19 protein-coding genes are annotated in these 23529 nt (G+C 36.5%); 1 reads left to right on the forward strand and 18 read right to left on the reverse strand.

What is annotated here, in order from left to right; all coding sequences use genetic code 11:
• Positions 1–778: 778 nt before the first annotated feature.
• The 14 genes from BUA76_RS07870 to BUA76_RS07935 form a co-directional block, all read right to left on the reverse strand.
• Positions 779–1462 (reverse strand): hypothetical protein, encoded by a 684-nt coding sequence (locus BUA76_RS07870; RefSeq protein ID WP_072884264.1) that lies wholly within the window; start codon positions 1460–1462, stop codon positions 779–781.
• Between the two features lie 3 nt (positions 1463–1465).
• Entirely contained in the window at positions 1466–2332 is an 867-nt protein-coding gene (rfbD, locus tag BUA76_RS07875) for a dTDP-4-dehydrorhamnose reductase (RefSeq protein WP_072884265.1), read from the reverse strand.
• Positions 2332–2817, reverse strand: a complete 486-nt coding sequence (locus BUA76_RS07880) for an acyl-CoA thioesterase (protein WP_072884266.1) — start codon at positions 2815–2817, stop codon at positions 2332–2334. The genes rfbD and BUA76_RS07880 overlap by 1 nt, the downstream gene beginning before the upstream one ends.
• A gap of 69 nt (positions 2818–2886) precedes the next feature.
• Positions 2887–3390 (reverse strand): OmpH/Skp family outer membrane protein, encoded by a 504-nt coding sequence (locus tag BUA76_RS07885; RefSeq protein WP_072884267.1) that lies wholly within the window; start codon positions 3388–3390, stop codon positions 2887–2889.
• A gap of 61 nt (positions 3391–3451) precedes the next feature.
• Complete coding sequence (locus BUA76_RS07890; RefSeq protein ID WP_072884471.1) at positions 3452–3997, reverse strand: OmpH/Skp family outer membrane protein; 546 nt, start codon at positions 3995–3997, stop codon at positions 3452–3454.
• A gap of 8 nt (positions 3998–4005) precedes the next feature.
• A complete protein-coding gene (bamA, locus tag BUA76_RS07895) occupies positions 4006–6543 on the reverse strand; it encodes an outer membrane protein assembly factor BamA (protein WP_072884268.1) in 2538 nt (845 codons plus the stop codon).
• 27 nt (positions 6544–6570) lie between these two features.
• The gene (locus tag BUA76_RS07900) at positions 6571–7320 is read right to left on the reverse strand and encodes an isoprenyl transferase (protein ID WP_072884269.1); all 750 of its coding nucleotides are present in this window, start codon (positions 7318–7320) and stop codon (positions 6571–6573) included.
• A gap of 1 nt (position 7321) precedes the next feature.
• Positions 7322–8215 (reverse strand): type IX secretion system protein PorG, encoded by an 894-nt coding sequence (porG, locus tag BUA76_RS07905; protein WP_072884270.1) that lies wholly within the window; start codon positions 8213–8215, stop codon positions 7322–7324.
• Between the two features lie 213 nt (positions 8216–8428).
• Positions 8429–10912 carry an exopolysaccharide transport family protein gene (locus tag BUA76_RS07910; RefSeq protein WP_072884271.1) on the reverse strand — a complete coding sequence of 828 codons (2484 nt, stop codon included), beginning with the start codon at positions 10910–10912 and terminating at the stop codon, positions 8429–8431.
• 4 nt (positions 10913–10916) lie between these two features.
• Positions 10917–11777, reverse strand: coding sequence for a polysaccharide biosynthesis/export family protein (locus BUA76_RS07915; RefSeq protein WP_072884272.1), 861 nt, complete (start codon positions 11775–11777; stop codon positions 10917–10919).
• Positions 11778–11803: 26 nt separating this feature from the next.
• Complete coding sequence (locus BUA76_RS07920; protein ID WP_072884273.1) at positions 11804–12931, reverse strand: glycosyltransferase family 4 protein; 1128 nt, start codon at positions 12929–12931, stop codon at positions 11804–11806.
• 89 nt (positions 12932–13020) lie between these two features.
• On the reverse strand, positions 13021–14022 hold the full coding sequence (locus tag BUA76_RS07925) for a glycosyltransferase family 2 protein (protein WP_072884274.1): 1002 nt from the start codon (positions 14020–14022) through the stop codon (positions 13021–13023).
• Between the two features lie 3 nt (positions 14023–14025).
• Complete coding sequence (locus BUA76_RS07930; RefSeq protein ID WP_072884275.1) at positions 14026–15096, reverse strand: formimidoylglutamase; 1071 nt, start codon at positions 15094–15096, stop codon at positions 14026–14028.
• Between the two features lie 125 nt (positions 15097–15221).
• Positions 15222–16310, reverse strand: a complete 1089-nt coding sequence (locus BUA76_RS07935; RefSeq protein WP_072884276.1) for a glycoside hydrolase family protein — start codon at positions 16308–16310, stop codon at positions 15222–15224.
• Positions 16311–16448: 138 nt separating this feature from the next.
• On the opposite strand from BUA76_RS07935, the gene BUA76_RS07940 reads away from it, so the two are divergent.
• On the forward strand, positions 16449–17417 hold the full coding sequence (locus BUA76_RS07940) for a hypothetical protein (protein ID WP_072884277.1): 969 nt from the start codon (positions 16449–16451) through the stop codon (positions 17415–17417).
• A 67-nt stretch (positions 17418–17484) separates the two neighbouring features.
• Here BUA76_RS07940 and topA read toward each other — a convergent pair whose 3' ends face one another.
• Genes topA through BUA76_RS07960 form a run of 4 tightly spaced genes read right to left on the reverse strand, consistent with a single transcriptional unit; the run spans position 17485 to position 23442 of the window.
• Entirely contained in the window at positions 17485–20055 is a 2571-nt protein-coding gene (topA, locus tag BUA76_RS07945; protein ID WP_072884278.1) for a type I DNA topoisomerase, read from the reverse strand.
• Positions 20056–20106: 51 nt separating this feature from the next.
• A complete protein-coding gene (locus BUA76_RS07950) occupies positions 20107–21255 on the reverse strand; it encodes a hypothetical protein (RefSeq protein ID WP_072884279.1) in 1149 nt (382 codons plus the stop codon).
• A gap of 46 nt (positions 21256–21301) precedes the next feature.
• Entirely contained in the window at positions 21302–22441 is a 1140-nt protein-coding gene (locus BUA76_RS07955) for an EpsG family protein (protein ID WP_072884280.1), read from the reverse strand.
• Positions 22438–23442, reverse strand: a complete 1005-nt coding sequence (locus tag BUA76_RS07960) for a glycosyltransferase family 39 protein (protein WP_072884281.1) — start codon at positions 23440–23442, stop codon at positions 22438–22440. The genes BUA76_RS07955 and BUA76_RS07960 overlap by 4 nt, the downstream gene beginning before the upstream one ends.
• Positions 23443–23529 lie beyond the last annotated feature (87 nt).

Genomic DNA, 23529 nt, shown 5'->3' on the forward strand with positions numbered 1-23529 from the left:
AAAGGCTCTTCTGCGCTACCTACTTCCTTCCGTTTTCAGTGGGGCAAAGATAACACGTCTTTCCTTTACAATCCAAATCTATTTAACATAAAATTTACTTTTCCGTAATATTTGAGCTTAACTCGCTGGTAGCATGGGGAAATAATTTTTAAGGGAGTAAAAAGTGAGAAGTGAGAAGTAAGAAGTAAGAAGGAGAAGTTGGTGAAAAATGGGGAATGGGTAATAAGTAACAGGCAATAGGCAATAGGCAATAGGCAATAGGCAATAGGCAAAGGTATTGTTTTTTGTGCGTGTTATTAAATCCTGAACTTTGAATTTGAATCTTGAATCTTGAATTTTGAATCTTGAATCTTGAATACTAAACCCTGAACAAAGAAATGTAAACTCCAGATGTCCCACCTCTTTCTTCTTACTTCTCACGTCTTACTTCTTACTTCACCTCTCACTTCTCACTGCTCACTTCTTACTTCTTACTTCTCTTCCACCCTAGCCCGGATTGAAGCAACTGTCTGAGCTCATTTTAATGTTTTTAGTCGCGGTAGCTCCGCCGCCGCGACTAAAAACATTAAAATAGCGAGTGCGGAAAGCCGGAATAAGCTCCTGATTCAAATTGAATGTAGAGGATTGGAGGTAAGAGAGTTTGGTGAGAGTTGAATTGCTGATAATGTCTTAAGAGAGGGTGAATGAAGTATGTTTATGGGCTTCAGCAAGATGATGAGTGTGAACTTTAGGAAACAGTTGAATTTAAGAAAATTATTGAAAACAAAAAGCAAAGTTTTCACTCTGCTTTTTGTTTATTGTAAATAATACTAAGAAATTCGGCATAGGATTTTTCAAGTCCTATAATATCACCACTTTTTAAATTGAGACCTCCGATTCCTGTTTCATCTGATTTTATTTTTGTTGCTGAAATCTGGAAATACTGATTGGAACTATTTTCTTTCGGTTGAAATTTTATAGCTGAGCCCAGAAGTTTTTTTGTTGAGATGGTATAAACTTCTCCCGGTGTAGTTTGAAATATCATATATGATCTTGGCTGAATGATATAATCAACCTGATTTACGGCAATCTTCTGATCTTTTTCCGAAGAAGCAAATAAATAAAGAACTCCCGTCTGATTCAGTAACTGATCTTTCGGAAGATAATATAAAGCCAATTTGTAATTTGCAGGATTGAAATTTTGTAATGAGCCGTCAACATTTTCAAAAGGTGTTAAAGCAAAGGTATTGGCTCCTATTTCTTTTGCTTTTTTATAAATTAATGAGAAAATTTCGGCATCCTTTTTTGAGAAGCCCTGAACTTCGATTTCTCCAAGATATTCTGCGTCCTTTTTCTCTTCGTCAATTTTATATAAAAACTTATCTGTGTTCTCGTGCGTTTTTTCAACTTTTGTTAGAAACACATTTTGTGCAAAGAAAAAATGAGCCGCAAAAACAAATGTGGCAAAAAGTATTTTTTTCATTCTTTATAGATTATTGTGCAGAATATCCAGACACTCTTCAAGACTATTTTCCCAATGTTTGGGTTCAATTTTATAAACTTCTTCTATTTTATCAAGACACATGGTGCTTCTTTTCGGTCTTTTAGCCGGAGTAGGATATTGTTCTGTGGTTAATGCATTGAGCTTGATTGGTGATTTTGAAAGTTCAGCTATTTTCTGTGCGAATTCAAACCAGGTTGTTTCCGGATAGTTTGAAAAATGAAAAATTCCGTAGCTTTTTTGAGGCGTTTCAATAATATTCATGATGGCATCAGCGAGATCATTGGCATTAGTGGGCTGCCCGAACTGATCTGCCACAATTCCTAATTCTTCTTTTTGCGAAAACAAATGAAGCATGGTTTTTACGAAATTCTTATTGAATTCTGAATAAAGCCAAGAAGTTCTGAGGATAATTGTTTTGGAATTTGCATCTAAAGCAAGTTCTTCACCTTTTAATTTTGATTCTCCGTAAACGCCTATCGGACTGGTAAAGTCGTCTTCGGAATAACAAAGATTTGTTTCTCCATCAAAAACATAATCTGTGGATACATGAATAAATACAGTATTGTATTCTTTACAGGCCTGTGCAAGGTAAGCCACTCCGTCTGCGTTAACCGCAAAAGCTTTCTCTTTTTCCTTTTCAGCAAGATCTACCGCCGTAAAAGCTGATGCATTAATACAGAAATCCGGTTTGTTATCGTAAAAAAATGAATTCACCTGATCTTCGTCTGTGACATCCAATAGCTGAGAATCTGTAAAAATGAACTCATAATCCAGTTCAAAATCAGGAGCGATTTTTTTGATACAATTTCCCAACTGTCCGTTTCCTCCTACTACCAATATTTTTTTCATTATGAATTTTTTGCGTTCTGCGATCTTAAAAATTTAACTCTTGACTGAAACTCTTTCTGCTCTAAATCTACATAAAATTTATTGAACGTCTCCTTAATGTCTTCAGGATGTACTTCAGACTTTCTTGTTTTAACATTAAAATAAATTACGGTAACCCATAACACTGCATGAATGGTCTTCTCATCCAGGCTTTTCATAAGAATCTCAACTTTTGCCGTCCTGTCCTGAACCTCTATGGTTTTGCTGCTGATGACCACTGAAGTATTATATCTCACTTCTTTCAGATAGGCGATCTCATTCTGAATGGCAATCCAGGTACAGCCTGTAAGTTTTGTATATTCTTCATAGGTAAATCCATAGAAGGTTTCCACGTGATCTTCCCTGGCATTAAACATATAGTCCAGATATTTTACGTTATTTAAATGACCAATCGGATCACAATCACTAAACCTCACCTTTACCGTGGTTGATACTTCTTTTTCCATGCTGCAAAAATAGAAAAACCACCCCGATGAGAGATGGTTTTTTATAAATGTTTTTAAATATCTGATAAATTATTGAACGCCTAATTCTTTCTTAACAGCAGCAGTAGCGTCCGGACCTCCTTTGAATACGAAGGCAGAAGAGTTTGCGTCCATGATATAATCATATCCGTTTGCTTTAGCAACTTTGGAAACGGCATCATTCAGTTTTTTCTCGATTGGTTCGTATGCAGCATCTTGTTTTGCAACAAAATCTTTCTGAGCCTTATCGTTCATATCCTGAATTTCCTGTTGCATTTTTGCCAATTCAGCTTCTCTTGCTTTGTTTTCTTCAGCTGTTTTCTTAGGAGCCTCTTCAGAATATTGCTTTAATTTAGCCTGTCCTGCATCTGCCTTTTTCTTAATTTCAGCTTGTTTTGTATCTAAGAAGGCTTTAAGATCAGTATCTGCTTTTTTCTTTTCAGGCATTGCATTAAGAATACCTATAACGTCTAAAGTTGCAATTTTTTGAGCTTTTGCCATACCTACCGATACAACCATCATTACCGCTGCAAATAATACACTTAATTTTTTCATAATTGGTAAATAAATAATTTAATTTGTTTTTAGATCTGTAAATTTAATAAAAGTTAAACTTTTATTTTCGGGTTTTAGTTTTTTCTTTTTTATCGGTATCTTTTAATAAAATATCAAGTACTTTATCTGAGTAATCGAATCTTTTTTGCAGGAACAGTACATTATTACTTGTTTTATCAATCACAATACCTATCCCGTTTTTTTCTGCCATTGTCTTGATTGCGCCCCAGATCTGATCCTGAAACGGCTGAACAAGATTGGTTCTTAGCTTTTTAATCTCTCCCGTAGCGCCGAAACGTAAGCTTGTAGTGGTTTTGATATTTTTTTCCAAATCCATTACTTCTTTTTCTCTCAACTTCAGCTGATCTCCTATTAAAAGTACTTTCTCACTTTCAAAAGCAGATCTTTTGCGTTCATATTCCGATTGCAGGTTCTGAAGTTCGGATTGCCACGTATCAATCTGAGCGTTAAGTCTTGCCTCAGCTTCCTTATACTGAGGCATTTTGTTCAGAATATACTCTGTATCAACAACACCCACTTTCTGTGCATTGCTTAAACTGAAAAGCAAAAATAAGAAGAATGAGAAAACAATTCTAAAATTTTTCATAAGATGAATTATAAAGATTGGTTCATCAGGAAGTGTGTCTTCCATCCGGAAGGATCTGTTCCTGAAACTGTTTTATCGAATCCGTAAGCGAAGTCGAACCCAATCAAGCCGAATGCTCCCATATAAACTCTTACCCCAACCCCTACTGATCTTTTCAGCTGGAACGGATTGTAGCTTCCCCATGAATTCCAAACGTTACCTCCTTCTGCGAACGTAAGTGCATAGATTTTTGCAGTCTGGTTCAATGAAATCGGGTATCTTAATTCTAACGTAAATCTGTTATAAATAGTACCTCCACCTGTAGGGGTAATATCTTCAGAAGTTCCTCCGTAGGTAGAAGCATTTTCATATCCTCTTAACGGAATTAATTCTCTACCATCAAAACGGCCTCCGAAAAGTCCTGTTCCTCCTACATAGAATCTTTCAAACGGCGGTGCACCAAGCTCTTTGTTATAGCCATCCATGAAGCCCATTTCAGCAGAAGATCTTAAGACGAGTTTACCGGCAATTTCGTTATAGACATCGGCTTTAAACTTCACTTTATAGAACTCCATCCATTTATACTTCTCTGTAGGACTAAGTGTAGAATAGTCTTTGTTACTGAACAATGAATACGGCGGTGTAAATTTCACCGAAAGGTCTAAATTAGATCCTACCGTAGGGAAAATCGGGTCAATACCGGCGGAATTTCTGCTCAGTCCAAGATTGATACTGAAGTTATTTGCCGTACCATAATATTCTGTAGTTCCTCCGAAGTCGAAAGGATAGTTCTGAAAATCGTATTTCTGAAACTGAAGTCCGGTGTACAATGAAAAATAATCATCCGGCCACTTCAGCAATCGGTTTAATCCCACTGAAGCAGAGAAGATATTTAATTTCTGAGAGCTTCCGTAAACATCCGAATACCTTACCCTTGAATTATTGAGACTCACAGATAATGCGGTTGGCCTTGTTCCGAATAACCAGGGTTCTGTAAACCCGATACTGTAATTCTGGAAGTATTGTCCTGCCTGTGCCTGAAGTGACAACGTTTGTCCGTCACCTTGTGGTACCGGTTTAAAATCTTTAAATTTCAAGAAATTCCTCAAAGAGAAGTTGTTGAATGTCAATCCTAAAGTACCGATAAAGCTGTTACCACCGTAACCTGCCTGTAGCTGTACCTGAGAAGAACCTTTTTCAACAAGTTTCCAGTTGATATCCACGGTATTATCCTGCTGATTGGGCTGGATATCCTGCCCTACCTGCTGCGGATCAAAGAACTGCATACCGGCGAGATCAAAATACGTTCTTTTAATATCACTTTTAGCAAAGAGATTTCCCGGCTTGGTTCTTAAGGCTCTTAAGATCACATGATCATGAGTCGTTGTATTTCCTTCCCAAGTCACTCTGTTCCAAGTTGCTTTTTCCCCTTCGTTGATACGAATTTCAAGGTTGATCTTATCTCCATCTACTGATTTTTCAACAGGCATTACATTTGAGAAAAGATAACCGTTGTTCATGTAAACCGACTTAATATCAGAATCATCTTCTTTACCTCCGTCTTCACCAACTTTTTTATTGAATCCTACAGCATCGTAAATATCCCCTTTTTTATATCCCAAGAGTCTCTGTAAGTAGTCTGTAGAGTAAACGGTATTTCCGGTAAACGTAATATCTCCGATATAATACTGCTTTCCTTCGTTAAGCTTTACATTGATCTCGTAATTATTTCTTTTGTTTCTCCAAACAGAATCTGAAAGAACTTTTGCATCTCTGTAGCCCAATGAGTTGTAGTAACTGATCAGGTTTTGCTTGTCTTCCTGATATTTTTCTTCAATAAATTTCGAAGATTTCAAAATACCTCCGATTCCGAATCTTTTCTGTTTGGTTTCTTTAAATGCTTTTTTTCTAAGTTTTCTGTCAGAAACAGCTGTATTTCCCTCAAACTCGATGTGATCGATTTTGATTCTTTTACCTTTATCTACATTGATTGTCCAGTCAACAAGATTGGGATCTCCTGCATTTACTTTATCCTGAATGGTAATTTTTGCATCGGCGTATCCTTTTTTGATAAAATCTTTAGGAATATTGGTTTTAAGACTTGACACCAGATTTTGGGTAATTTTGGTTCCCGGCTTCAGATTGTTGTCTTTAGCCAACTTTTCGTTTTTGGATTTCCCGATACCTTTTCCTGTAAACTTCACCTCACCCAGATCTTTAAGATCCTGGAGATAAAATTTAAGGATGATTGTTTCCCCCTCAATGCTCTGAACGTATACTTCAACTTCGGAAAAAGATTGTGTATCCCAAAGTTTTTTTACTGCGTTACTGATTTTCTGTCCCGGAATGTCTACCGTCTCACCTTTCGATAATCCTGTAAATCTCAGGATCTGAGCCGGTGTATATTTTTTAACCCCATCTACAACAATGTCTTTCAATGTGTATGTTCCTGTCTGGTTTCCTGCCTGTACAGAAGTATTTACCTGTGTGCTGTCCTGTGGCGTTACCTGTCCATAGAAATGTGCAGAAGCAACAAACATAATGATGGGTAATAGTCTAAACTTCATTTTATCGTAGTCTTTCTTTTCTTAATTTTACTGGATTTTTATTTGTTCCCCGGTCTTTCCGAACCTTCTTTCTTTGTTTTGATAATCAACAATACACTGAAAGAAAATATCTTTCGTAAAGTCCGGCCACAGAACATCTAAAAACTGCAGTTCTGCATAGGCGATCTGCCAAAGGAGGAAATTACTGATTCTGATTTCGCCACTGGTCCTTATCAAAAGATCAACAGGTGGAAAATCTTTGGTGTAGAGATAGCTTTCAAATAATTTTTCATCAATATCTGCTGCATGTATCTTTCCTTCTTTTACGTCTTCACTTATGCTTTTTACGGCATTCAGTATTTCATTTTGTGAGCCATAGCTTATGGCGAGTACCAAATTGCCTTTTGTGTTTTCTTTTGTAAGTTCCACCACACGATTCAGCTGATCTTTTACAAGTGGGGGAAGCTTTTCTAAATTACCGATTACGTGCATTCTTAAGCCTTTGCTGAAAATCTCCTCTGCTTCAAGCAATAAAGTCTCCACAAGTAAATTCATCAATGTATTTACTTCTTCTGCAGGGCGGTTCCAGTTTTCCGAAGAAAAGGTATACAGCGTTAAGTACGGAATATGTATTTCATTACATGCATTAATGGCATTTCTTACTGCATTAATGGCATTTCTGTGACCGAATGTTCTTTCTTCGCCACGGGATTTTGCCCACCTTCCATTACCATCCATGATAACCGCAACATGCTTTGGTAAATTATCAGGATCTATTTTATCTTTTATCAACGACATATTAATCACAATAACACGGAGGTCTTCCGAACGAATAAGTCAAACCTAAACTTACTGTATTCATCCAGTCTTTAGATTTTGTATCTCCAACATTTCTCCCTCCTATAAAAGCGGCTTCTCTTTCTTTAGACACTACATAATAGGCATCTGTCTGAAGAAGAGAACCTCCTGTAACCGGGCTTAAGATATCTCCGTTGTAAGTAGAGATTACATCTTTAGTGAGGATTTTGCTGTAATCAAGCTGATCTGTCAGCGTATATCTGAATGTTGCCTCAGCAAAAATGGCCCAGTTATAATTAAATTTATATTTCAAACCTACTCCAAAAGGAATATGCATGGTAGTTTTTGTTCCCGTAGAGTACTGAGCAGTAGTGGTAAAATCAAGCTCATTAATTGGAGCCTGTGCAACACCATCAGCATCTCTCCTGAAATCGTTAACGAGCGTAGCCTTTGGCGCATCAAACATTAAAGCTCCTACCCCACCGAAAATATACGGGCTTACCATACCTTTCTGTTCATTATTTACCGGGAAGAAATTATATTCAAAAACAAGACTTGCTTCATACACATTGTTTTTCCCGAAAGAATTTCTGTTTTGTCTGTATTCTTCTTTTGCAACTTTATCATTAAACTGAATCTGGTTGTATCCAAGATCTAATCTTACCGTTTGGTGAGGATTAAAATTAAATCTATATAAAATCCCCCCGTAAAACGGAACTCCCCAATCCGACGCTTTACTTAAATCCAATGGCTTTTGTAAAATATAATTCGTTCTCCCTATATCCCCAACTAGGTTACTCATACCTAGACGAACTCCCAGTTCGTTTCTTTGTGCTTTAACACTTACCACAGTTCCTAGGGCGGCAAGGAAGCTAAACAATAATTTTCTATTCATAAAAGAATATGGATTTATGGTTATTTTAAAATTTAATTTTTGCAAATATAAAACATTTTTATATTAATGATAATCTTAATGTTTAGTTAAAAATAAACAAAAAAACATAATTTGTTATAAAGTAAACGATAAAGTCGACAAATTATTCTTTTTTTATCAGACACTTAATTTCCGCATCATAATAAACCCTCATTTAATGAGGGCTTAAAAGTATTATTTTTTATTGAATATTTCCCGTACTTTATTTCTAATTCTTATTAACAATGGTTCTTTGTAATTTTTATCTTCATCAAAATAGCCGTAACCATAGCCGTAGCCGTAGCCATAGCCATATCCCTGCTTCGTATTGTAGTCATTATAAACGAGCCCGAGATTTCCTGTTTCTCCGTTGTGGTACTTTTCAGTAATCATTTTGAGCATATACTTTTCAGTGTATTCGTGGCGGACTACATAGATATTGGTATCAGAATATTTCATCAGTTCGTAAGAATCTGCAACCAGACCCACCGGCGGTGAATCAATAATAATAAAGTCATACAGGCTTTTCAGTTCCTGAATAAAGCGGATATTGCTTTCACCCATAAGCAATTCGGAAGGATTTGGAGGGATTGGCCCTGATGTAGCCACATCAAGATTAGGGATTTTCGTTTTATTAATAATCTGGCTCATTTCTACCTCACCGGTAAGATAATTGGAAATTCCATATTTGTTATCAATTCTGAAATCCCCGAAAATTTTTGGTTTTCTAAGGTCCATTCCCAGAAGAATTGTTTTTTTATCGCTCAGCCCTAATACGGAAGCCAGGTTGATGGAAACATAAGTTTTCCCTTCACCGCCGATGGATGATGTTACCAGAATTATTTTACTTCCCCGGTCACTTCCTGCTAAAAACCTCATATTGGCCCTGATTCCTCTGAACGCCTCCGAAACCGAAGATTTTGGCTGATCCAGCACGGTGAGCATTGTTTCATTGGTATTGTTCCCAATAACACCGAGAAGGGGAATTCTTGTGGCATTAAGCAATTCTTTAATATTTCTGATTCTATTGTCGAGCAATTCTCCTATTACGATAAACAGTATAGGAAGTATCAGAAGTCCGCCTATAATTCCTGCTTTAACTGCTTTTATATTTGGTGCTATCGGTGCCTGCCCTATATTTTTGGCCGGATCTATCACATTGATATCGGACTGGTTTCCTGCTATCTTTAACTGTGTTTCATTTTGTCTGCTCAGGAGACTGTTGTAGGTTGCCTCAATCATGTTGTACCCTCTTTCCGCATCAAGGTATTTTCTTTCCTTTTCGGGATAAGTAGTAAGATCTGAATTGGCTTCCATTACTTCTCGGTTTATTTTAGCTATTTCTTCGAGATAACCTGAATAATAATTACCCAAGACACCACTTGAATTAGTTCTGGCGTCATTTATGAGTTTATTGATTTCAACCATTGGCTCGGAATTCGGTTTGTAAATAAGCGCCATTTCGCGTCTTTTGATGTATAAATCTTTAAGCTCAGAAACCGTAGCTGAAAAAGCACCATCCTGAAATCCTGCTGCAGTGGTACTGATCATTTTATCGAAGTTCTGTGAAGCAAGGGAATTTTTTATATGGCGCAATGAACTTATTTTACTTTCAAGATCTGCTTTTTTAGACTCTAGCTCCTTAATTTTATTAAGAGACTTTTCATCTCTGTCTTTAATATCATAAAGCTTTTCGGTGGTCTTCATATAATTGAGGACATAGGCGCTTGAATCCAGCTTTTTTCTTATATTATCAAGATTTTTCTGCAAATAAGCGTTGGTATTTTTATCAACAATCAATTTATCAGCCTGCCTTTTTTTCTGCAGTTCGCTTACAGATTTATTAAGAAAATTTACGGTGCCATTGAGATTATATCCTTTTTTGGTAATAATCATGATGCTGCTAATTTCTTTGTCAAAATCAACTCCTATAGTAGAAACAATATCCCGTACCGCATTATTTACCGTACTTAGATTAACAATGATATTCTGCAGGTCAATTTTCCGTATAATGGGATTTTTCACCAGCCTGAATCTTAGATTAGGAGTTGTGAACCATTCTCCAATCTCAATGATCCTGTTATCAGGTCTGTCATAGGGATCAACTGTAGTAAATCCTTCTGTTACATAACTGTACAAATTCCGGGAATGCCCGTCTTCCGGCAGAACAACCTCAAATTTATCATTACCTTTGGGAATCAGCGTTATAGGATAATTTATCTGCTGAAGATGTTTTTTATCCACCTGGAGCAGAACAGGCACATCATCTTTGTCAAGATACGTTGATTTGATAACGCCTTTAGTAGAATAATTTACATACAGTTCTAATTCTTTTACCAGAAATTCATTGTGCGTTCTCGACAGCAGCATTTTTTTCAGGTAAATACCGTCCTGGTTTCCTCCCTGCCCCCAAATAAAATTGATAGACTGGTTGGGAGTAAAATAGCTGGATGTATTATTTGAAATACTTAATGATAGATTGGAAGCATAGATATTTTGTGCATAATATTTACTGTATACCCATGAAATGGCATAGCCTATAACAAACATAATTACAAACCAATACCAGTTTTTCAGTATTCTGTTAAAAAAATGGGTAAGGTCAAACATTGCAAATGAGCCATATTTTCCTTCCTGAGAATCGTCTTTCTCAATTTTTGTCTCTTTTTCAGGGATCATAATATTAAAGATTTTTAAGAAGAAGATAGATGGACAGTGCCGTTGTGATAACTGAAACTCCTGTTGTTAAGGTCTGTATAGGATCTTTTCCCAGACCATTCAGACTTTTTGCTCTTGTGTTAAGGTATATTTCGTCTCCGTTCTGAACATAATAATAGGGGGAATTCATAATATCTTCCCGGGTAAGATCAATTCTTGCAATCTTAATTCCTTCCGGAAGTTTTCGGTGAATAACGATATTCTTTTTATCGACATTTCTGTTGAGCCCACCGTTCATGGCCAATGCTTCCGTAATATTAAGGGTGTTTTTATGGGCAACTTTTTCTCCTGTGAGTCCCGTTGTTTCAATATCTCCCAGTATATAATAGGTAATCCCGTCGGTATTCAGTCTGACTTCGGATTTTCCTTCCTGAAAATTTTCATTGACTTTTGTCTGTATTTCCTGAGCTACCTCTTCAATTGTTCGTCCTTCAGCTTTAATATAACCGATGCCAAAAACATTGATATCCCCTTTGGAATCTACTTTTAATCCATTGAAGTAAAATACAGAGTTCCCTCCGCCTCCCCTTACTCCCTGATTAAATGCTCCTCCCGAAATCGGAGTACCCTGGCCTACATTATTTGCCGAAGTATTGAGAGAGGAATAAAACTGTGCGGCATCACCTTTCGGAGTTGTAACAATATTAAGATTTAATATGTCGTTTCTGGTAATCCTGTAAATGGGAATATTGTAAGGAATAAGTCCTTCTTCGTTAATCACCAGGCTTTCGTTCGGCTGCATATACCGGACATCCTTTGTTGTAATGCAGGAGACCATCAGGAAAGGCAGCATTATTAAAAATAAATACTTATAATTCTTCATCATATTTTTGAAATTATTGTGAAACAGATCTAATTTCTAGTGTTTTTAATATGCCTCAGGGTATAAATAAAGTGAGGAATGTATGCGCCTAAAAAACCTAAAAATATTATAATAAACAGTAAAAGATTAACATTGGTGTGTCTCAGACAATACGCCAAACCCACCACAAAAAGATAGTACAAAATGATATAACCGGACGATCTTCTGTGTGTAAGATTGAGTTTTAAAAGCCTGTGATGAATATGATTTTTATCCGCATCAAAAGGTGACTTTTTATTGATCAACCTGATAATAATTACATTCAGCGTATCGATAATAGGCAGAATCAGAATAGCAACTGCAACTACCGGAGCAGACTGGAGGTGGTATCTGGGAACATCAGGAAGCTTTTTATCAATAAAAATATCAATAAAAGAGATAGAAGTAAATGCCAGCAGAAATCCCAACAGCATTGATCCCGTATCACCCATAAAGATTTTATCGGTTCTGTAATTGGATAAATTATAATAAAGAAAAGCCAGCACAGACCCGATAATGATAACCGATAAAACGACCAGCGGATAGTTGTATGAACCTAATCTATAATAACTTATTCCGAAAAGCGCACTGCATACCACAGAATACCCTCCTGCAAGGCCGTCAATTCCATCAATAAGATTAAAGGCATTGATAAGAATAATAAAGGTAACGATACTGAAGATCACACTTACAAAATAATTGATTTCATAAATCCCGAAAATTCCGAAGAGATTTCTTATCCTGATATCAGAACCGATCACAACCAGGCATGAAACAATAATCTGTGCAACAAGTTTCTTGTAAGCTCTCATAATGACAATATCATCCATTACGCCTACATAAAGCAGGATAACCAATGAGGCAAACAGAAACTTATAAAGATCAAAAAGTTCGTAGGCAAAAATAGGCGCACAGATCCCGATGGAATAAAATATGGCGACCCCTCCCAGGTTGGCGATTTTGCGTAAATGAGAACTTCTTATTCCCGGCTCATCCATCAGATTCTTTTTTCTGGAAATCTTGATAATGGTTGGAATTGAAAAAAAAGTGATTAAAAAAGAAAATAAAAAACCAAGTCCTATTTTAATGTAAAAGATGGGAAGACCCGATTGAGCTAAAAATAATTCAAAATTTTTCATTTTTTTCCATTTAAAAGCACTGTCCTACTCTGTGAGGATATCCGGAAAAGTTGTGTAAGCTTCTCCGAACAGCACTTACATTTGTGTTTTTATATAAATTTTCTTATCAGTTTTTTCTGCCCTGCAAAAAATAAAAGATAAAATAAGCTTTTTTTCAATGACAAAGATAATAGATAATTCTTACCAAAACGATTAAATTGCAATAAATTTTTAAGTTTTATTTCCCTTTTGCTCATAAAAAATTCAAGCTTTTCACACATTTTATAAAAAATCTCATCATTTTTTACAAAAGCGAGATATGCTAGAAAGGAATACACCCCTTCAAAAATCTGAAAGTTCTTAAGCTCTACTACTTTATCCGAATATTTTGTTGTTTTGAAATATTCTTCCACTTCCTCTACTGCCTTTAAAATATCAAGCCCCTTTTCGGTGTGGGTTCTACTGATGGAATCGGTTCTTTCAAGATATTGGTAATGGAAATTCTGGGTCTGGGCAATTGTTGTACAATCCAGTAAAAGCCGGGGAATAAGCTGAATATCTTCAAAATGAACATTTTTTTTAAATCTTTTTTCAATAAAAAGACTTTTCTTAAACAGTTTATTGCAGGCAAAATAGCTGATATCGGAAAAAACGGAAAAATTACTTTCAAGATCGATTTTCTCAGGCATCTCAGGAACCTGAATCAGTTTTTGCAGAATGTTGCCGCGCTCATCTACTTTCAAAACATTACAGATCACCATTTCCGCGGCATGCTTTTCGGCAAGCACTGCCATCTCTTCAAACATTGCAGGACTTACGTAATCATCACTATCTACAAAGCCGATATAATCTCCCGTTGCCCTGTCGACACCGAAGTTCCGGGCATCGCTGAGGCCACCGTTTTCTTTTTGAAAAGCTTTTATTCTGTCCGGATATTTTTGCGCGTAATCCCGGATAATTTCTTCGGAATGATCTGTACTTCCGTCATTTATCACCAGGATTTCCAGATTCTCATGACTCTGGGAAATTAAAGAATCGAGACATTTGGAAAGATATTTTTCAACATTATAAACCGGAACAATTACAGAAACTTTTGAGGGAACATGTTTCATATATTAAATTTTCGTCAGTCGGGTGTTCAGCCAGCCTTTTTTAGCTTCATCAAAATCCTTACGGGAGCAGGGCACGCAGTTTTCTATATTTTCATCATCCCCGAAATACCAGAGATTGCTGAACGTATCCCGTTTGAAAGCATACTGGCGGTCATCAATCAGGACATAAAATATTTCATAATGCCTTTCTTTGGGATGAGATCTCTGAATATTGATTCCTTCGATGAGGTACCAGATCATTTGTGCAAGAAGCTGGTGGTTGAGCTGATTTTCCGAGTAAATATTATAATTAAAAATCCCCACGGATTTCAAATTTTCACTGAGCCCGATCTCTTTCATATACGCGCAGACCTCCCTCCTGTTCAGTCCGTTTACCTGCGGATTCATGGAAAAAGGCTCACTGAAGCTTTCAATGGCATCACAATTTACGGTTACCAGGTCTGCTTTTCTGAAAAACGGCTCTGTTTTCTCTGTAGAATTCATCATTTCGGCAAGGCGGATAATGTCAAATTCCACTTCTTTTATGAGTCTTACAGAATCAATTTCGTTCAGATGTTTCTGATAGCCGAGGTGATGGTAATTGTTAATCGAAAAATTCTTTGCCCCGAAAATCTTGCTGAGGAAAGTATATTCGTTAATCAGTTCTCCCTGCTGAAGGGAAATAATATTGCTGATCTGGGTATAATTGATATTTTTTGTATGAAAATTAAGCGCTGAAAAAAGGGAAAACGAAAAATCGTTGGAACCTCCGATGATTATCGGAATAGCCCTTTTATAATGGCAAGCTGACAGAACTTCCTGTAAGATATAATGAGAATCCTGAACTGATTTCCCGGAAACAAGATCACCGAGATCTACCACCGGGATTTCAAAATCAAGCTGTGAAAGTTTGTAAAACTCTCTTCGGATGCCGGTAAAATCCTGCACTTCCGCATCTCCATTGGCACCTCTGTAATCCGAAACAAAAAGAAGGACAATGCTGTCTTCTTTAATGTCCTTGGTTATTCTGTGCCCGATCTGCCAGCTTTCTGTTTTGAAATTTCTTGGCGAAATAATAAAATCTTCAAAATTCATGATCCCTTTTCAATATATATATTGAGATCAAAAATATTAAAATTAAATTATTCCTCAAGCATAAAAATAACAGCAGTTGTTCAACTTTGTCAAAGATTATAACTTTGACAAAGTTCTGCAGACCATTATTTTTTGGCACTCAGGATCTCAAAAACAAAAGTGGTAGAAGTCTCAAAATCTCCTCCTTGTGTGGCTCCAAATAAAAACCGCGGTACTTCTCCGTCTTTATCCTGCAAAAGCATCGGTCTTTCCAGCCTGCCAAATCTGTTTAAATTTTTAGGAGGAGACGGTTCTGTAATATATCTTTTCATATTGAGGTAAGCCACTTCCGGATTTGTCCAGCTGACTCCGTCTTTTGTCGTCAGATGCAGCCCAAATTCATGGTTAAAAAATCCCATATCGCGGGCAATCATATGAAATTTTCCATTTTGCTTCCAGACAAAAGCATCTTCCAACTGAGCATTATTGGGCAATGATGAAAAATCAATCACAGGATTTTCGGATACTTTTAAGTAGGGCCCCAATGGTGAATCGGCCTTTGCCAGACCGTATTTCCTGTTTCCCCTGACCGGGCCTTTCTGGGTTTCATACTCATGTGTGTTCCAGGATTTGTAGAAGAGCCAGTATTTTCCGTCGTTTCCTTTTACGAAAGCGGGATTCGTGGTACAGTGATCGTCCCATGCGCCTTCTTTTCCCGGAAGCAGCAGCGGCTGGTCAGGCCTTGTCCATGGTCCGTCAATACTGTCTGAAATAGCAAGTCCGATTCTTTTGGTATTGGTTTTTCCATTGGAATTTCCCATGAAAAATAATAAATATTGATTGCCGACTTTCTTAATTAAAGGATTATGACAGGTCGTTGCATCCCAAAAACCTTCCCCTCTGGGTGCAAGAATAATTTCTTTATGTTCGAATGTATCAAATGGAGAATTGGCTTCGGCGCGACAAATCTCCGATCCGTTGAGCCAGCCGCCCATTCCCTTTTCCTTTTTCCACCGGGAATAAAACAAATGAACTTTACCATCCTCCCCCCAGATCGGCGAGCTGCACCAAATATAGTAGCCCTCCAAAGCAAGTGATCTTCCGATGGGTTTCAGCCTGAAATAAGGCTCTTTGTCTGAGGACGGTAAGCCTGTAAAAGATGAGCCCAACAATATGGCAGCCATTCCCAACGCCGAGGTCTGAAGAAATTCTTTGCGGGTAAAAGATTTTTCCATTGCACTTATTTGAAAGCTAATTTATAAGAAACGGGTTTAAGTAGTGTCCTGCTGTTTAGGGTTGTAAATTGCCTTTAATCAATAAAACTCTAAATCATAATTGTTATATTTGATTTATTAATAACATGAATAAACTCTATGATCAAGGTGACTAAACTATTCATTTTTACAATTATATTTTTAGCAGGAACAATAAAAACATTTGCAACAACTTGGAATGAACCGTGGACAGACAAAGTAATTAAAGAATCAGATTACTTCGTTTTCGCTGATATCATTTCTTATGATAAAGAAAAAGGAATAAAGATTAAAATAATAAAACAGCTTGGAGGAGAAAAATTACCATTAGAAATTGAGATAACAAACTTTTATTTATTAGATATAACGAGTAGTTCAGGAGGTCATGGACCAGAGTTTCCAGATTTTGAAGGTATTAAACAAAGTTATTTCTTTATCAAAAAGAACTCACAAGATAAATTTTGTATTTCAACACCTACATCTGGTTTTGATTATATTGTAGATGATAATGTTCATGCAACTTATCGACATTCGTATCATCAAGCATCCATTCCTATTGATATTTATGAAATGACGATGACAGCAATTTTTAATCATTATCATCACCTGAATTACAACAGAGTACAAATAACCAATTTTATTAATCAAACTTTATCTGAAAAACCAGCAGGATTTAGTGACAATGAGATTAAAACATTTTTCCTTCAACATGTCGCAATGGAAACCATATTTCATCTGAAAATAGATGGATATTACAACCTGCTTTTACCATTTTTTAATGACAAATCAAATTTTCATCATAGAGTTTCTGCATCTAGGGCTCTAGCTGCAAGTAATAACCAAAAAACTATCAAAACTTTAGTAAACAAAATTGCTGTCAACAAAGATGACGATTTTACAACAGTAATTTGTATATGGACTTTAAAAGAACTAAAACCAAAAGACATTAAAAAAGATTTACAAAAATTAATTGCAAAAGCTTCAACTAAAGGCAATGGATTTGGTGGTAATATTATGGATTCTCGAGTAGGAACAGATTTTCCAACTGTAAAAAGAGCTTTGGAGGAATTAATAAAGACATTAGAATAATTCTGTATTAAAAAACAATCCCCTTTTAATAACTTAAGAGGGGATTAATATTTAAGTATAAACTATTTTACTTCTTTGCTGCCGGTTTTTTAGCCGCAGGCTTTTTTGCCGTTGTGGTTTTCTTGGCAGCTGTCTTTTTCGCTGCCGGCTTTTTCTTTTCTGCAAAGGCTTTCGGATCCTGATCGGTGATCCATTTTTTAACCTCATCTAAAGAAACTTCCTTAAGCTCTTCAGCATCATATTTGGTATCATCTGCTTTTTTCGGAATCTTGAACATCCCTTTCCCGAATTTGATGAATGGCCCCCATCTTCCGTTTTCGATGGAAATCTTTTCTTTCTCCCACTGCTGAATGTACCGGTTGGCTTCTTTTTCCAGTTTCGCATCAATCAATTCGTTGATATCACTTTGGGAAAGATTCTCAAAGTCATACCGCTTCGGAACGTTCACGAAAATATCTTTATACTTGATGAACGGCCCGAATCTTCCGGAACCTTTGGTTACCGGTTCTCCTTTATAAGTAGCAATTGGCGCATCTGCAATTTTCTTTTCGTTGATAATTTCTTCCGCACGCTTCTGGTCTACCGAAAGCGGATCTTCCCCTTTAGGAATGCTGATATAGGTTTCGCCCCATTTCACATAAGGCCCGAATCTTCCGACTCCTACGGAAACCGGCTGCCCGTCTACTTCGTTGAGATCAAACGGAAGCTTAAATAATTCCAACGCTTCTTCAAGGGTAATGGTGGCGATATTCTGCCCTGCCATTAATGATGCGAAGATTGGTTTTTCTTCGTCCTCCGTTTCCCCGATCTGGATCATCGCCCCGAATCTTCCGATTCTTGCGTGAACATTTTTTCCGGTTTTCGGATCAACGCCCAGAAGCCTGTCGCCGGTAGCGCGGTCTGCATTTTCTTCCACATCTTCAATTCTTGGATGGAATTTCGAGTAGAAATCCGTCATCATCTGCTTCCATTTCTGGTCGCCGCTGGCAATTTCATCGAAGCTTTCTTCCACTCTTGCAGTGAAACCGTAGTCGAGAATTTCTTTAAAATTGTCGGTCAGGAAGTCGTTTACTACCTCACCGATATCGGTAGGAACAAATTTATTTTTATCCCCTCCGAACTTTTCTTCAAGGACTTCTTTCTTTATTTTATCTTTTGCCAAAGATATTTTTACCACTTCACGAATTTGTGGTTCAATCTCACGCTTGTCCACATATTCACGATTCTGAATGGTCTGAATGGTTGGTGCATAGGTAGAAGGACGCCCGATTCCCAGCTCTTCCAGCTTTCTTACCAGTCCAGCTTCGGTATATCTTGCGCTTGGTCTGGTGAATTTTTCGGTAGCGGTAATTTTCTTGTATGCTAATACTTCACCGACTGTTACTTTCGGAAGCAGTTTTTCATTGCTCTCTTCATCATCGTCTTCCGTTTTTACAATGCCGTATGCTTTTAAGAAACCATCGAAAATGATTACTTCACCCTGTGCCTCAAAGTTCTGTGGTAATTTGGCATTCCCGATTTCAATAACGGTTTTCTCAATTTTGGCATTCGCCATCTGCGAAGCCAGCGTTCTTCTGTAAATCAACTGGTATAATCTGTTCAGCTGAACATCGCTTACCGTTTTCACCCCGAAATCCGTAGGACGGATCGCCTCGTGAGCTTCCTGAGCGGATGATGATTTTGTGGTATAATTCCTTGGTGAAGAGTATGCTTCTCCGTATTCTGAGGTAATCTGTTTCTTCGCTCCTTCAATCGCTTCCTGGGAAAGGTTTACGGAGTCGGTTCTCATGTAGGTAATAAAACCTTCCTCGTATAACCTCTGTGCAAGACGCATGGTAGTGGTTACATTATATCCTAATCTTGAGGATGCTTCCTGCTGCAGTGTAGAAGTGGTAAAAGGTGCTGAAGCAGATCTTGTTCCAGGCTTTGTTTCCACATGTAAAACCTTGAATTCTGTAGTTCTTGCAAGCTCTATGAATTTTTCAGCGTCCTGTTCTTTATCGAAATCTTTTTTCAGTTTTGCTGCAATCTCCTGATCGGCTGCATTAAGGAAAACTCCGTCCAGCTTAAAACTCGCTTTCGGTACAAACTCACGGATTTCTTTTTCTCTTTCAACAACAAGCCTTACAGCCACAGATTGCACCCTTCCTGCAGATAATCCCGGCTTTACTTTTTTCCAGAGTACGGGAGACATTTCAAATCCTACGATTCTGTCTAACACTCTTCTCGCCTGTTGAGCATTAACGAGGTTCTGGTCTATATCTCTTGGATTTTCAATTGCTTTTAGAATGGCATTTTTAGTAATCTCATGAAAAACAATTCTTTTTCGGTTTTCCGGCTTCAGCTTCAGTTCGTCTGCCAGATGCCATGCAATGGCTTCTCCTTCGCGGTCCTCATCGGATGCGAGCCAAACCATATCGGCTTTTTTCACGGCAGCTTTCAGTTCGGTCACCAATTTCTTTTTGTCTGCAGAAACTTCGTAATCCGGGCTGAAGGTTGACAAATCGATTCCCATTCCTTTTTTAGGAAGATCACGGATATGCCCAAAGCTGGATTTCACTTCAAAATCCTTCCCCAAATACTTCTGAATCGTTTTTGCTTTTGCCGGTGATTCGACGATTACTAAATTTTTCGACATTCTAAAAATTTTTGCAAAAGTAAAGTTTTTTTATTAGATAGGTTTTTGGAATTACATTTTATTTAATAATTCCACCGGTGCTATGAACACTCTATATAATATTCCTTCAAAAGTAAAACCTTTTCCGGACATCTCAACCCTGTAGATCAGAGAGGAAATAATAATGCACAAAACAATGTAGAATTTCCTGTTAATAAGAATTGGCTCAAAGACGTATGCGGAACGTTCTGTCTTTAGTAGCAAAGCAAAAACTATAATGATCATCATCATATGTATATACATCCATCTTCCCCAGTCGATAGCCAGATAAAAAAGCGGGAGTGAAAATAAAAAAGCTCCAATTAACAAGATAGATATAACCTTTCTGCCTTTTAGAAATTTTAAATAATAATACAGGTGAAAAATACTAAAACTCAAGCTGATGAAATATAAAAAGTATTCGCTGATATGTTCTTTAATATAATCTTTCTCATTAATATTCCAATAAAATATACCATAAACGGGATGAACTCCTCTTGCTGAAAGAATTTCCAGCGATTTTCCTTCATTAATATTTTTCCCGAAAAAGAATAAAAGAAGACATGGAATTCCAACAGAAAGAAAATATTTGAGATACCTTTTAAACTGAAATTTTCCGGTTTTAAAATACAGTGCGATGGCAAAATAAGGTATATAAAATAAAACGGCTTCATGCAAGAGGGTGGTTATAACAAGTACACCACATACAGCATATTCCTTATATTTTGAAAGTTTATCACGATCTAATACATAAACAAACCAAGTAAATATCAGAAAAAGAATAAACTCTTTTTTTCCAACGTATGTAACCGTGTTGAGAAGTCCCACAAAGCCTACCGCTGATAATAAGAGGGATAAATATAAGAGATCTGTAACTTTATAGCATATAAGTTTTGTATAAAACCAAAAAAAGCAAGAAATAATAATAAACTGAAAAAAATACACAAGATAATTAAGCCGTAGGCCTGTTATATCCTGCAACAGGAAAAAGAAACTTCCGGATAAGCCTCTTCTTTTAAAACCTCCATCCTGATAATTAATGAGCCAGTCAGCAAGAATGTACCCATCGTCTTTAAAATTATAATAATAGGTAAATACAAGGGTATAAATTGCAGTAACTGCGATTAAAAAATAGATGCATACTTTTATATTGAAGAATGCGAGGAACTTATTGGGTATCATAATGTGTTTTTTTTAAGAACAAAGTTAGAGTGAAATCATTCCTTGATCACGGAAGAATATAATTCTGATAAAGATCAATGGTAAAACGTCCTGCTTTAATATTATTAAAAGCTGAAAAAACGATAAAATTAAAAACCACCAATGCAATTATAAAGGAATAAATCAAGCCTTTCGTTCTGGCAGACACGACATACATTGAATTAGGAATAATAATATAGGCAAAACCGATAAACGCACCTGCAAGTCTTGAGGAAAATATAGGATTATTCCTAAAAATAAAATAAAAACAGATTCCTATAACCACATAAATACTGTGATATTCATAGTAAGGAAATCTGGCTTTCATCTTATCATCAAAAACGAACAGAAAAAAAGTAAGAATGGCCATCATGATCTCAGGAATACCAACTGCACCGTTAATCCTTTCCACCGATTCATCCAGATAACCATTAAAGCCTATGGAAAGCGTATTGTCTGCCGCAACACTATTTAAAAAACCTCCAAAAGATCTGTAAATTTCGAACGGAGATAAAAACACAGAGACAATAATGAGAAAAAGCATCACATACTTATTTAATGGAATTTTTACCAGCCAGTACATTGGAAGGAAAATATAGCAAACATTATGAATACCACCGGCTAAGTAAATACAAAGTAAGTAGGCCCAGAATTTCCGTTCCTTTATGTATCTTATTCCAAAATAAACAATGAATGACCCTAAATTTTGTCTGATCTGGCCGCTTTCTCCAATAAAAAAGCCGGGAATAAACATTAAAAGCATAAAAGTAAATGGATAGAAAGTATTATCATCTACATATTCTACCTTAAAAAAAACGGCCAGAATTGCAATAACCAGAGTAAGCATGTAAAACGGAGCACCAAATATATTGAGTAATATTTTATTGATGAGTACATACAGCCATTCCAATTCTACAGGCTGCGGACCTTCCCTTCCGATAGCACTCATCAGAATTGAAATATAATCTTTGGCATCAGAATAAATATAAATTCCTTTATAACTTCCGTAGTCAGGCCCCACATTATTTCGGAGACCTGCTATTATAATCAGATAAATAGCCAAAATCCACAGCCATTTTTTTTCAACTTTACCATTAAATACTTCCAAACAACTGAAAATAAGCATATAAATCATCGCAATGATAAAATATGGATGCAGCAAGCTCATGGTTTGATTATTTGTATTTTAAATTGATAGGAAACAAAAATGAGCCCCGTAAGAATGATAGGAACAAACAGCCTGACTTCCCAAAAAAGCCCCACTACAGTAATCATAAGAAGATACGGAAGAGAAAAGAATATATATTTCTTTACCAGAGATTTCCCTTCCTCATTGCATAATTGATAGCAGAAATAAACACTTATGACCGCAAACATCAAACCGCTCATGTTAAACAGACTGGTAAAGTTCTGGAACAAATAGATTCCCTCCACCAAAGACACTTCCTGATTAATAATCATCCGTAGAGCGATGTAAGGAATTGCAAAGGCTACAGCTAATATGAATATTTCTATCACAAAAGAAAAGTCTTTTTCCTTTAGCTTTTCAAAATCAATTAAAACTGCGGCAAAAAAAGAAATGATAAGACACGCTGTTTCCCTTACAAATGTTGAAACTGCTATAACAATAATTAACTGAACAAAATCTGCCAGTTTTTTTTTCTGTAAATATTTAAAGGTGAGAATACATCCCAAAAGATAAAAGAAAATCGCAACCGAATCACAATTTGTGGGAACGTACTGCGTAATTACGATAAAGAAAACAGCAAGCAAATGAGTCATTCTTCTAACAATAACGGACGTAGGAATTCCTGAAGAACTGATTCCAAAAATTGAATTTAAAATGACAGAAGACAGCAGAAAAAAGAAACTGTTAATAAGAAAAGTACTGTGATAAAATAAGGTTCCCTGCTTCAAAAGAAAGTTCTTTGTAAATGGAAAATAATCATCAACAATAAAAGTAAGAATTTCTGTGCCGTATACACTCAGATAATTAGGAATTACCCTGTAAGCATACACAGAAGAGAACATAAAAGCTGGAGCCTTCTCCATTGTTTTAAGCCGTGCATAAGAAGATTCAAATCCATAGTAGGACATGAAGTACAGCAGGAACGGAAGAACTATTACGAATAAAAATCCGTTTATTTTTTCATCATTTGTTGTCAACATAATAAATTCTAAGCAATGCTTAGTTTTTTTTTATATTATTAATAGGAACTTCTGCAAATGTATATTTTTTTTCGTTACGATTAAATA

It is taken from the genome of Chryseobacterium takakiae (assembly GCF_900129385.1).
Lineage (GTDB): Bacteria > Bacteroidota > Bacteroidia > Flavobacteriales > Weeksellaceae > Chryseobacterium > Chryseobacterium takakiae.